The organism is Methanobrevibacter millerae (assembly GCF_001477655.1).
GTDB lineage: Archaea > Methanobacteriota > Methanobacteria > Methanobacteriales > Methanobacteriaceae > Methanocatella > Methanocatella millerae_A.
In genome coordinates, this window is record NZ_CP011266.1 from 1,011,053 (window position 1) to 1,025,476 (window position 14,424).

General features: G+C 34.6%; 5 protein-coding genes. 4 read left to right on the forward strand and 1 reads right to left on the reverse strand.

Annotated elements, in window-relative coordinates; translation table 11 throughout:
• Nucleotides 1-16: 16 nt before the first annotated feature.
• The gene (locus tag SM9_RS04535; protein WP_058739008.1) at nucleotides 17-553 is read right to left on the reverse strand and encodes a nicotinamide-nucleotide adenylyltransferase; all 537 of its coding nucleotides are present in this window, start codon (nucleotides 551-553) and stop codon (nucleotides 17-19) included.
• A 93-nt stretch (nucleotides 554-646) separates the two neighbouring features.
• Here SM9_RS04535 and SM9_RS04540 point away from each other — a divergent pair, with 93 nt between their 5' ends.
• From SM9_RS04540 to SM9_RS04555, 4 genes are all read left to right on the forward strand, one after another.
• Nucleotides 647-1,312, forward strand: a complete 666-nt coding sequence (locus SM9_RS04540; RefSeq protein ID WP_058739009.1) for a hypothetical protein — start codon at nucleotides 647-649, stop codon at nucleotides 1,310-1,312.
• On the forward strand, nucleotides 1,313-1,834 hold the full coding sequence (locus SM9_RS04545) for a DUF367 family protein (RefSeq protein ID WP_058739010.1): 522 nt from the start codon (nucleotides 1,313-1,315) through the stop codon (nucleotides 1,832-1,834).
• A 792-nt stretch (nucleotides 1,835-2,626) separates the two neighbouring features.
• Nucleotides 2,627-2,836, forward strand: a complete 210-nt coding sequence (locus SM9_RS04550) for a hypothetical protein (RefSeq protein ID WP_058739011.1) — start codon at nucleotides 2,627-2,629, stop codon at nucleotides 2,834-2,836.
• Nucleotides 2,837-2,922: 86 nt separating this feature from the next.
• Nucleotides 2,923-14,409: a CARDB domain-containing protein gene (locus SM9_RS04555; RefSeq protein ID WP_157064660.1), complete on the forward strand. Its 11,487-nt coding sequence runs from the start codon at nucleotides 2,923-2,925 to the stop codon at nucleotides 14,407-14,409.
• Nucleotides 14,410-14,424 lie beyond the last annotated feature (15 nt).

A 14,424-nucleotide genomic window follows, 5' to 3' on the forward strand; every position in this document is an offset into this window, starting at 1 on the left:
TGGTATATAACTATTGTTATAGGTCACTGATTTCTTTAACTGACAGGTTCTTAAGCCTTTCAACACCTCTGATTTCTTCCATGACTTCAATGGTTGAATCAGAAACAAGCTCCTGCCAATTTTCACCGGCCAGCATTCTTCTTCTCACTTCGCTTCCAGACAGATGAAGCCTGTCATATAGCGGAGGATTTTTGACAGTATATCCTTCCTCTTCAAAAAGCTGTTTGACTAAAGGATTTCCTGAATAGACTATTGAAAATGGAGGAGTCATCATCTTTACATGTGCAGTCCATATTGCATTGAAGTTAATGTCCTCCATGGGAATGATATAGAATCTTCCCGGATCAATGTTTTCCTCAGCCAGTGCCTGGGTAACCATAACAACACGTTCACCAGCAGTAAAAGGATCTTTCAATTCATGGCTTAACTGGGCGCTGCCTATGCCTATGATAATCTCATCAACTTCTTCCAATATTTTTTTTATGACTTGAATGTGGCCCTTATGAATAGGTTGCATCCTACCGATTAAAATACCACGAACTTTATTATCCATATTCATCACTCGTTTATATATTTGAAGTAAAGTTATATTAAATACTTTTATTATAAATTATTATTGTTAAAAAAAATTTACGGAGTTCAATAAATGGAAAGAAAAAACATGATAATAATAGGAGTTATTGTAGTAATAATTGCCATTATAGGCATTGTTTTTGCTACAGGCGCTCTTAATAATAAAAATCAAATATCCACTCCATTTGACACTGAATTCATGAGTGGAGCTTTTGCCGGAAATGCTGAAAAGGCCAATACCAATGAATCATATGTGGCATCATTTACAGACAATGAACACAATGTTACATATAACCTTACAACCGTTGACAATTCATCCGCTTTGATGGAGATATATCAGCTCCAGGGTGTTAAAGGACCTGAACACCGTTCATTCAATGGAAATAACTGGAATATCTACTTCGGTGAGGCTGTACCTTCAGTCAACAATACAACTAACGTTACTTCAAACGAGTCAATGGGAATTGTAATATGTGAATGCCAAAAAGAGTCTCAGGGATATATTATCCACATAATATTCGCTGATTTGAAAAAGGTTAATTTCACATTAAACACCTTCGGCGATTCATATGTTAATTTTGTTGAGCCATTGCTCAAGACAGTAAACTTAAAGCAAAGCAGCAATGTGCCTGCATTGCATGATCAGTACGGTATGTCACAGGCTGATTTCCAAAAGCAGATGGACATGGTTCACCAAATCAAGGCAGGAAACTACTCTGCACTACAGCAAGGTACATAAATGAGAATAACAGTTTTTCATGCAAACGAGTGCGACAGAAAGAAATGCACTTCCATAAAGATGGAAAAGATGGGAAAATGCAAGCTTGTTTATAATATAAATAGGATTCCCAGCGGAGCTGTTGTATTGAATCCCTATGCTGAAAAGGCTGTTTCATACGAAGATTACAGATTCGTACAAAGGAGGGGAGTTGTGGGGCTTGACTGTTCCTGGAACGAGGTGTCAAGTTCCAAAAAATTCTTTTCTCTGTCCAAATACCACAGATCACTTCCGTTTCTCATAGCGACAAACCCTGTAAACTATGGAAAGCCTTGCATATTATCAACTGTTGAGGCGATTTCGGCCACTTTATACATCACTCGCTTCAAGGATGAGGCACGTGATATTTTAAACGGTTTCAAGTGGGGACATACCTTTCTGGAGCTGAATCATGACTTGCTTGAAAGTTATTCTGAAGCTGATACAAGTGCTGAGGTTGTCAAGGTACAAAATGAGTTTTTAGAATCTAAAAATTCTGATTAATCTAACTTTTCATTTTCATTTTTTTATAAACTGTGGTGTTTTATCCTTTATATTGATGTTTGATGCATTTTTGATATTATTTTTTTAATATTTTTATATATTATTTTATATGTGGACGGCACTGTTTTCTAACATTTGCTAAATAATGAACTGACTGGGTAATATATGATTATGGTAATTTTTATCCAATTTGAGCATTTATTTAATAAATTTAGGTTTTAAATGGTGTTTTTTAATTAATATATTATTTTTATATACTTTTATTAACAAACTTTAATTATGAGTCATTTATAGCCTGATTGGAGTATTATAAATTTATTAAAAAAATGTCATTTTCATGCTTTTTTTAGTACATATATTGCTATTTTTGACTCATTAGCTAAAATAAATTGAAAGTTAAATTTAAATTGAAAATCACAAGGCTCTTTTACTTTTTAAAGTATTGGAATTGTTTTTCTTTTTATTTTTAATTCAATTTAAAAAGAATTTAAGTAAAAATATATTGATTTATAATCATTTGATGAGCAAATCTTATATTAAATTTAGTATGAATCAAAATTTCGAGTTAATTTACATTAACAAAAAATTATGATTGGTATAATTTGGTTTAGTGCTTTATTAATGCATATAGTCAAATAATTTGGTTATAACTCACGTTTTTAACGCATGAAAATAATCGGCTATATTACTTATAGGATTTTGTGGTGATTAAATTGATTTTATTTTTCTTGATTCGATTATTAAGTTTAATTTGATTCGGCTCTCGTTAATTAATAAAAAACGGGGATTAAATTGAAACTTAACGATGTAATGCATAAATTAATTGAAATTTTTGTATTAAGCGAAAGTCAAAATCCTAGTTCAGCTTCAAAAGGGGTTGAACTTCATGAAAGTAAATGGGTTGATAAATGTTTATTCGTCAGTTTCGATGAGAGAATCATTGAAAGAATTGGAATTTCAAGACTAATACACAGTATGATTATTAGCAAGGGGGTCATATGAAAAGTCCCTTAAATTACAAGAATCGTATTGGAGAGTTGAAATATATTTGATGGAGTGATAATTTGGAAAATAAAAAATATTTTATCATGATTTTATGTATTATCGCATTATTTTCAATGCAATTTGTATGTGCTAGTGATAATACTGAAAATGTGACTGTTTTGGCTAGTGCTGAAGACAGTGTTCTTTCAGCGCCTAGTGAAACCAAAACATATACTGATTTAAATCAGACTATTTCAGAAGCCGCTGATGGTGCTGAAATTAATCTTGGATATAATTATAGATATAATGATGGTGATCCAAAATCTGGAATAAACATAACGAAGAACTTGATAATAAACGGTAATGGTGCTGTCATTGATGGTGCTAGTGCATCTTCATTATTTAATATATCTGAAGATGTAACCGTTACTTTGAAAAACTTGACAATTACAAAAGCTGCTTATAAAGTGGGAAATGGTGTTGCAGACTTTGTTGCTTATCCTGCAATAACTTCAAAAGGAAGATTGAACATTGAAGATTGTACATTTACAGAAATCAAACCTGCAGAAGGATGGATGGAACATGTACAAAATGCAAATGGTAGTGTAATATATTCAACCGCTGATGTGAATATTATTAATTCAACATTCAGTAATAATTGGGTTGCCACTTCTTCAATAATATATACAACAGGGCGTGTGTCCGTTAGAGGTTCTCAATTTAGTGATAACAAAGCTTATGGTGATGATTATAAAGGAGCGGTAATTTATACTGAAGGTGGAATAGATACTATTGAAGATTCTACTTTTTCACAAAATGGTCAAGATAAAAAAGGTTCTGGTGGTGTAATTTATATTGCAAATCCGGATTCTGTAACATCTATAAAAAATTCTACTTTTGATTTTAATTATGCACAAAATGGTGGTGTAATTTATACAAATGGTAAAATAGACACAATTGAGGATTCAAAATTCTGGGGTGACATGGCTTATGTTGGTGGTGTCATTTATGCTAAATCAGTAAATACAATAGACAATTCAACTATTGATACCTGCGGATATTATTCCGATTCATCTAAAGGAGCTATTTATTTAACTGGAAGTGATGATTTAATTATTACAAATACAACATTCACTGGCGGTATGGCTGGTGAAGGTAGTGCTGTATATACTCACGGTGGAGTATCAATAATTGGTTCTGAAATAACTGGATGTGTTGAAGACAGTTATTCTGTACTTACAAAAGGAGCTATCTGTGCAAATGGTGATGTATATATTGAAAATACAACAATCAAGGATAATTTTGCAAAAGAAGGTTCTGTTGTTTTTACTAACTCATCAGTAACCATTATAAACTGTAAAAACATCACTAATAATGGTTTGCATGATAATAACATTGATTACAAAGGGGGTGTTGTTTATGCAAAAGGTAAAGTTACAATAGAAAACTCTACTTTTGGCGTTAATGCTGCTGAAACTGGTGGTGCAATCTATTCTGAAAGTGATGTTGATTTCTTCAATTCATATGCTAATGGTAGTGGAATGCAACGTTATAATAGAGATGGTAGTTTTATCTATGCTGAAGGCAATGTCAACATGGAAAATTCTACTGTTGATAGTTTTATTATGGTAAGTACCAATGCCCATGGTGTAATATATACTGGAGGAAATATTCGTGTTAAAAATTCAACTTTAACTAAAACTGATTTAGGCCTGCTTGATTCATCCAGTGTAGGTGGAGCTATCCATGCAAAAGGTAATGGTGAAGTTTACAACTCTAATTTCACTCATAACAATGCAAAACAATATGCTGCATTATATGTTGGAGGAACTTTAGATATATATGATTCACTTTTCTTCAATAACACTCATGGTAGTGCATTCGGTGAAGGCAGAACTATTGTAAACAACACTAATTTCTTAAATAACACTGGTGGAGCACATCTAAATGGTAGAGTCATAGGTACCAATTCAACATTGAATATTACAAACTCAAATGTTATTGGAACTTATGGTAAGGGAGGTGTATTTAATGGTACAGTATTTTCAGAAGACAATTTATTCATGGAAAATTGTACTTTGAATCATAACCATGCTTTTGAAGCTTCATCTACAGGTCTGATAGTCTGTACCCATTCAAATGCCACAGTTAAAAACTGTGAATTTTATGAAAATGGATTTTCAGGTCAAGACTGTTATGGTGGAGATATTTATGCTGGTCAAAATGCATATGTTGAAAACTCCACATTCTCAAACAGTACTGTATATGGAGGACAAGGTAATACTCATGGTCTTGTAGTATATGCAAAGCAAAATATCACATTTAAGGATTCAATCGTTGATGATGTATATTCACTTAATGGTGAACATGGTGCTTTAACTGGTAATTATGTAACTGTTGAGAATTCCAATTTTACAAATATTACTGGATTTGGTGCTTTTGGTGCTGCTATCCATGCAAATGTTGCTAATGTAAGTGATTCCTTATTCTATAATGTAGACAGTTCTGACAATAAGGATTATGGTGGAGCAATATATGCTAATAATACTTATGCATATCGCAGTAACTTCACCCACTGTCATGCTGGAGAAGGTGCCGCAATATTTTCAGAAAATCATACAGAAGCTATTGAAAACATTTTTGTTGATAATATGGCGCAATATGCTGGTCAGGCCATATTTACAAAAACAGGATTTATTCAATACAATACAATTCTAAACAATTCACATGTTCAATGGGGACAGTCATGTGATGTTGCATTTTCCAGTGATAAAGTAGATTCTCTTGAATATAACTGGTGGGGATTAAACAAGCCATTTGATCTCTATGGTGAAAACAGGGCAAAAACCAAAGTTTCCCATCAGGGATCCACTGCTGGTGAAGATTATTTACCTGAAACTTGGGTTATTATGGACTTTTATATAACTAACCCTGATGAGCCATTTGTAGGTCAAGGTCTTAATTTAACAACTGCATTGGAACGTTATCATAATAAAACTGCAGATGAAAACTATACCTTAGGCCATGAAATTTCAAAAAGAACTGTATATTACAATTCTGTTGATGCTGTAAGTGGTGAAGCTGATGATGGTAAATTCAGTCATAATGGAACTGCATTCCGCAGTATAGACTATGTAATGTATTCAAACAATGACTTTGAACAGCATAATGTCAGTTCAACTGTTGACTATCAGACATTATACATCAAAGTCCGCCAATTTGAAATCAATGTTAATAAAACAGTAACTAATACAACACCAAAAGTTGGAGATATAATCAATTACACAATTACAGTAACAAACATTGATAAAACTGATTATACTCAGTCTGATGTAGCATATACAAATCCTCCAGTATTGAATATTACAATTACTGATATATTGGATGACAGATTGCAATTGTTGGAGGTAAACGGTACTCCTTGCAGTAATCAAACTGTTATTTGGTATATTGAAAACTATGGTTCTAATCAGACAACGACTTTAGTTCTTAAAGTTAGGGTTAAAGGCTTTGGAAATATTACAAATTACGCTAATATAACCAAAATTAATGAAACAGAATTGACAAATCCCTATGGGAGCGGTAATGTAACCATTTATGTAAATGAGTCTGCATTTGTAGAATTGAATGTTACTAAAAAGGTTAATGTTATAAAAGCCATTGTCGGTGATGAAATTAAGTTCACTATAACTGTAAATAATACAGGAAATGGCAATGCTACTAATGTAATCATTACTGATGAGCTTAACAGTGCATTTGAATATGTTTCTTCTACTCATGGAGGCACTATTGCATCTAATATAGTTACTTGGACAATTGAGAAAATAGAACCTGGAATTCCAGTGACTGTTGAATTGGTTGTTAAATTAAAACAAGCAGGTAATTATTCCAATATTGCTTTTGCAAACTGTACTGAAAATGAGGAAAAAACAAATGGTACTAGTGATAATGTGACTGTTGATCCTGATGTTCGTTTGGATGTTACTAAAGTGGTTGATGGTGGTGTTGCTGAGGTCTTTGTTGGTGATAGTATTGTTTATGTTATTACTGTGACTAATAATGGTAATTCTACTGCTACTGGTGTTAATGTGACTGAGAAGTTGTCTGATCTTGTTGTTGTTACTGGTGCTAGTGATCCTGGTTGGAATAATGTGACTAAGGTTTGGAATGTGGGTACTCTTGGTTCTACGGAGTCTAAGATTTTAAGGTTGACTGTTAAAGTTATTGGTAATGGTACTGTTGTTAATAGTGTTGTTGCTAATTCTTCTGAGAATGTTACTGATGTTCCTGCTAATAGTACTAATGTGACTGCTAAACCTGATGTCAGATTAGATGTTACTAAGGTGGTTGATGGTGGTGTTGCTGAGGTCTTTGTTGGTGATAGTATTGTTTATGTTATTACTGTGACTAATAATGGTAATTCTACTGCTACTGGTGTTAATGTGACTGAGAAGTTGTCTGGTCTTGTTGTTGTTACTGGTGCTAGTGATGCTGGTTGGAATAATGTTACTAAAGTTTGGAATGTAGGTACTCTTGAAAGTAAAGGTTCTAAAACTTTAAGATTAACTGTTAAAGTTGTGGGTAATGGTACTGTTGCTAATGCTGTTGTGGCTAATTCTACTGAGAATGTTACTGATGTTCCTGCTAATAGTACTAATGTGACTGCTAAGCCGGATGTTCGTTTGGATGTTACTAAAGTGGTTGTAGGAGATATTACTGAGGTTTATGTTGGTGATACTATTGCTTATATTATTACTGTGACTAATGATGGTAATTCTACTGCTACTGGTGTTAATGTGACTGAGAAGTTGTCTGATCTTGTTGTGGTTATTGGTGCTACTGGTGATGGTATTTGGGATAATGATACTGGTGTTTGGAATGTAGGTACTCTTGCGGGTAATGGTGCTTCTGCTGCTTTGACTTTGACTGTTAGAGTTGTGGGTAATGGTACTGTTGCTAATGCTGTTGTAGCTAATGCTTCTGAGAATACTACTGATGTTCCTGCTAATAGTACTAATGTGACTGCTAAACCTGATGTTAGATTAAATGTTACAAAGACTGTTGATGGTGGTGTTAGTGAGGTTTATGTTGGTGATAGTATTGTTTATGTTATTACTGTGACTAATGATGGTAATTCTACTGCTACTGGTGTTAATGTGACTGAAAAGCTTTCAGATCTTGTTGTTGTTACTAGTTGGGATAGTACTGGTTGGGATAATGTCACTAAGGTTTGGAATGTAGGTACTCTTGCGGGTAATGGTGCTTCTGTTACTTTAAGATTAACTGTTAAAGTTATTGGAAATGGTACTGTTGCTAATGCTGTTGTGGTTAATTCATCTGAGAATACTACTGATGTTCCTGCTAATAGTACTAATGTGACTGCTAAGCCGGATGTTAGATTAAATGTTACAAAGACTGTTGATGGTGGTGTTACTGAGGTTTATGTTGGTGATAGTATTGTTTATGTTATTACTGTGACTAATAATGGTAATTCTACTGCTACTGGTGTTAATGTGACTGAGAAGTTGTCTGGTCTTGTTGTTGTTATTGGTGCTGATACTGTTACTGGTAGTTGGGATAATGTCACTAAAGTTTGGAAAGTTGGTACTCTTGCGGGTAATGGTGCTTTTGCTACTTTAAGATTAACTGTTAAAGTTATTGGTAATGGTACTGTTGTTAATAGTGTTGTTGCTAATTCTTCTGAGAATACTACTGATGTTCCTGCTAATGGTACTAATGTGACTGCTAAGCCGGATGTTAGATTGAATGTCACTAAAGAGGCTAATGTTACTGAAGCTGTCGTTGGTGATGTAGTAGAGTTTACTATTACTGTTAAGAATAACGGTTTATCTGATGCGACTAATGTTGTTGTTTGGGATATTTTAGACCATGGATTTGTATGGAAACATGGTGGTGATTATGATGCTAATACTCATAATGTGACTTGGACTATTGGTAAAATTGCTGCCGGTGAATCTACACAGGTTACTTTTAATGTTACTGCCATGTTTGCTGGTAATTGTAGTAATGTTGCATTTGCTAAATCCGATGAGAATAAAACAGTTACTAATGGATCTAGTGATAATATTACTGTTAAACCGGGTGTAGGATTAACTGTTATCAAGACCGTTGATAAGCATATTGTTTATGTCGGTGATAATGTTACTTTCATCATTACTGTAAATAATGGTGGAGAATCCAGCGCTACTAATGTGGTTATTTGGGATATTTTGGATGAAGCCTTTGAATGGAAATTCGGAGGTAGTTATAATCGTGATACACGCAATGTGACTTGGACTATTCCAAGCATTGAATCACATGGGTTTGTTAAGGTTAATGTGACTGTTGCCGCTAATTCTGTAGGTAATTTCACAAATGTTGCTTCTGTAATTTCTGATGAAAACAAAACTCCAACTAATGCATCTACAGATAACATAACTATTAATCCTGATGTAAGATTAAATATAACAAAAGTGGTCGAAGGTAATATTGATAGTGTTTATGTTGGTGATAGTATTGTTTATGTTATTACTGTGATTAATAATGGTAATTCTACTGCTACTGGTGTTAATGTGACTGAGAAGTTGTCTGATCTTGTTGTTGTTACTGGTGCTACTGGTGATGGTAATTGGGATAATATGACTAAGGTTTGGAATGTAGGTTCTATTGAGTCTACTGAAAGCAAGACTTTAAGGTTGACTGTTAAAGTTATTTCAAACGGTACTGTTGCTAATGCTGTTGTTGCTAATTCAACTGAAAATGTTACTGATGTCCCTGCTAATAGTACTAATGTGACTGCTAATCCTGATGTAAGATTAAATATAACAAAAGTGGTCGAAGGTAATATTGATAGTGTTTATGTTGGTGATAGTATTGTTTATATTATTACTGTGACTAATAATGGTAATTCTACTGCTACTGGTGTTAATGTGACTGAGAAGTTGTCTGATCTTGTTGTTGTTACTAAAGCAGAGACTGATGATGGTGAATGGAATAATGTTTCTAAAGTTTGGGAAATTGGTTCTGTTTCCGCTAAAGGTGGTTCTGCTACTTTAACTTTAACTGTTCGTGTTATTGGTGATGGTAATGTTACTAATGCTGTTGTTGTTAAAGCTAAAGAGAATGATACTGATGTGGAGAAGAATGCTACCAATGTCACTGCTAATCCAGATGTCAAATTAAATATCACTAAAAAGGCTAATGTTACTGAAGCTGTTGTTGGTGATTTAATAGAATATACAATTACTGTTGACAATAATGGTTTGTCTGATGCTAGTGATGTTAACCTTTGGGATATTTTGCCTGCTGGTGTGAAATATGTTCGTGGTGCTGATAAGTATGTTGATGCTTCACGTAATGCTTCTTGGACTATTTCCCGTATTGCTGCAGGTAAGTCTGAAACTGTTACTTTGGTGGTTAATGTTACTTCTGCCGGTAATTTGTCTAACACTGCATTTGCTAATAGTAAGGATAATGATACTGTTGTTAATAAGACTAGTGATAATGTGACTGTTGTTCCTAACGTTATTTTGAATATCACTAAAGAGGCTAATGTTACTGAAGCTGTCGTTGGTGATGTAGTAGAGTTTACTATTACTGTTAAGAATAACGGTTTATCTGATGCGACTAATGTTGTTGTTTGGGATATTTTAGACCATGGATTTGTATGGAAACATGGTGGTGATTATGATGCTAATACTCATAATGTGACTTGGACTATTGGTAAAATTGCTGCCGGTGAATCTATGTCTGTTACTGTTAATGTTACTGCCATGTTTGCTGGTAATTGTAGTAATGTTGCATTTGCTAAATCCGATGAGAATAAAACAGTTACTAATGGATCTAGTGATAATATTACTGTTGATCCAAGTGTTGGGTTCACTGTTATCAAGACAGTTGATAAGCATATTGTTAAAGTCGGTGAAAATGTCACTTTCATCATTACTGTAAATAACGGTGGAGAATCCAACGCTACCAATGTGGTTATCTGGGATATTTTGGATGAAGCCTTTGAGTGGAAATTCGGAGGTAGTTATAATCGTGATACACGCAATGTGACTTGGACTATTCCAAGCATTGAATCACATAAGTTTGTTAAGGTTAATGTGACAGTTACTGCTATTTCTGCAGGTAATTTCACAAACGTTGCTTCTGTAATTTCTGATGAAAACAAAACTCCTACTAACGCAAGTTCAGAAAATGTGACTATTAATCCTGATGTAAGATTAAATATAACCAAAACAGCCAATGTTAATGCAGTTAAAGTTGGTGATAATGTCACATTCACAATTGTTGTTACCAATAACGGATTGTCTGATGCAACAAATGTTGAAATATCTGATGTTTTAGGTGATGAGTTTGGATATGTGAGTTCAACAAATGACGGTGATTATGACATTAATACTCGCATTGTAAGCTGGACAATTGATAAATTGGAAGCAGAAAGTTCTACAGAAATTACTCTTGTAGTCACTGCTTTGGCCAATGGTACTTTTACCAATACTGTTACTGTCGAGTCCGATGAGAATAAAACTCCAGCAAACGCTACAAGCGAAAACATTAGTGTTGTGCCGTATGTCAAATTGGATATTGTAAAAGATTCTAGTTTTGACCAGGTCAAAGTTGGAGAATTAATTAACTTTACGATAACAGTAACAAACAACGGCAAATCCAATGCAACAAATGTCAGAATATCTGATGATCTTGTTGATGCATTCGAATATGTAAACGCTTCTCAAAATAGTGGACGTTATGGAAACCTTGTTTACTGGGACATTGAAAACATTGCTCCTAATGAAACCGTAAAGGTTTATGTCATTGTAAACGCTACAAAAGAAGGTACATACACCAATAAGGCTGTTGTTTCATCCAATGAAAATAGAACTGAATCCAATGCTACAAAGGTAATTATCGTTAGAAATGTGGTCATTTTAAATGTGACTAAAACTTCCAATGTTTCTGCTGTAATGGTTGGAGACGTTATTAAGTTCACAATTACAATTTCTAATGTAGGAACAGAGGATGCTACAAATGTGCTTGTATCTGATGTTTTGGGTGAAGAGTTCGGTTATGTGAGCTCCAGCAATGACGGTGGTTATGATACTGGCAGCCGTACTGTTGCCTGGAATATCAGCTCTATTGCAGCCCGTACATCTACAGAAGTCACTCTTGTCGTTAAGGCTTTAACAAACGGTACATTTAAAAATACTGCTGTTGCTAAAGCTAAGGAAAATGACACTTACTTCAATGCTTCAAGTGACAACATTACTGTTGAGCCTGACGTCAGACTTGAAATTTCAAAAGTTGCTGATGTGACCAGCGCTGTTGTTGGTGATGAGATTGTATTTACAATCACTGTTACAAACAACGGTTTGAGTAGGGCTACTGGTGTTGCTGTTAGTGATGTACTGAATGATGCGTTTGGATTTGTTGATGCTACTGGTGAGTTTACTTATGATGTGAATACTCGCCTTGTGGCTTGGACTATTGATTCCATTGATTCCAATTCATCTGCAACTGTCAGCGTTGTTGTTCGTGTATTAACCAATGGTACATTTGCCAATGTTGTCAGTGTTAATGCCAGTGAAAATAATACTGATGTTACTAATTCATCTGATGATATTCCTGTCGAACCGGACGTTGACTTAACAATAGCTAAAACTGCAAATGTAACTTCAGCCTATGTTGGAGATAAGATTGAATTTACAATAACTGTTACAAACAACGGTTTGAGTAATGCTACAAATGTCGTAATTGAAGATGTATTGCCTGAAAGCGTGAAATTCATTTCCGCTAACGGCACTTATGTAAATGATGGTCAAAATGTAAAATGGACACTTGATAAATTGGAAGGTAACTTCTCACTCAGTGTTCGTGTTGTTGTAATTGCAGTAAGTAACGGTTCTGCCGTTAACTTCGCTAATGTTACCTGCAGTGAAAACTCAACTTCAAATACTACTGCAGATAAGGTAGATGTTAAACCTGCTGTTAACTTAACTGTTGTTAAAACTGCTAATGCTTCTGACATATTTGTTGGAGACAGAGTCAGTTACAATATTGTTGTTACAAATAACGGTCCAAGCGATGCATCCAATGTTGTTGTCGTTGATGAACTGCCAAATGGCTTAAGATTCATCTCCAGTAATGTTGAATGTGTTGTTGTTGACAATAAGTTAACATGGAACGTTACAAGTTTAGCTGCTGGTGAAAATATCACTGTGGAAGTAATTTGTGAAGCTGTAGGAAGCGGCGATTTAACCAATTCCGTTAACGTTACCTGCGATGAAAACAAAACAAACGCTACTGGCGGAACTCCAATACATGTCAGTGATCTTGTTGATGTTGCCATTACATTAGGCGTTGACAATTCAACACCTTACATCAATGGTGAAATCACTTTAATCTTGACTGTCATAAATCATGGCCCTTCAGCTGCAACTGAAATCACAGGTAAATTGAACAGGGACTTCCTAACCGGATTGTCAATAATTTCAATCGAATCTGATGGAATTGTTTTCCATTCAGACCTTTTAGGATATGCACTAATGAATGTCTTGAGGGTCAACGAGGACGGAAGCTTTGAAATTGATTCATTAGGTCCTGGTGAACAGGTCAGCGCATCCATCAAGGCTCGCGTAATCCATGACGGAAATATAACCGTTGATGGGGATGTTGCTTCTCATGAAAATGATTCAAATCTCACAAACAATCATGATGAGTTAACATTGAATGTAAAACCTGTAACTGAATTGGACGTTGAAGTCACTGCAAATGAAACTGAACCTAATGTCGGTGATGTTATTGAATATACAATCACAGTTACAAACAAAGGTCCGTCTAATGCAACAGGAATCACTGCAAATGACAAATTGCCTGATGGAGTAACATATATATCTGACAATAGTGGAGGTAAATATGATCCGCAAACCGGCGTATGGTCATTTGATTCACTCAATGTGAATGAAACCAAAACTTTAACCATTAAGGTTAGGGTGAACAGAGACGGTGAAATTACAAACGTTGTTGATGTAAAATCCAGAGAAAATCCTGAAGGAACTACAGGCAATGCAACAATCAATGCCAAAAATTCCAAAGCGGATTTAGTAATTGCTAAAACCGTAAGCACAACAAAAGCCTATGTTGGCGATACAATTGTCTATACAATAACTATTGCTAATAGAGGCACTACAGATGCAACAGGCGTTTTAGTATATGAAGATTTACTTGACGGATTAAAATATCTTTCAGATGATGGAAACGGACAATATAACTTTAACACTGGTATTTGGAATATTGGAACTTTAAGTGCTGGTGAAACAAGAGTCCTTAACATTGTTGTACAAGTAACTAAGGCGGGAAATATAACCAACTTTGTAATAGTTGATTGTGACCAGGAGATTGTTAATCCTGATTTATCCAATGACAATGTAACTGTTGAAGTCGTTGAACATAAAAAACCTATTGAAAACGCTAGCGATAATGAACCTGCTAAACAAATCAAAGCGGATAGCAAAGCAACAGGCAATCCATTTGTTATGTTAGTTATGGCATTGTTGATTGCTGGTGTAGGATTGAGACGTAGGAAAGAATAATTTGTTTAAAGGGGT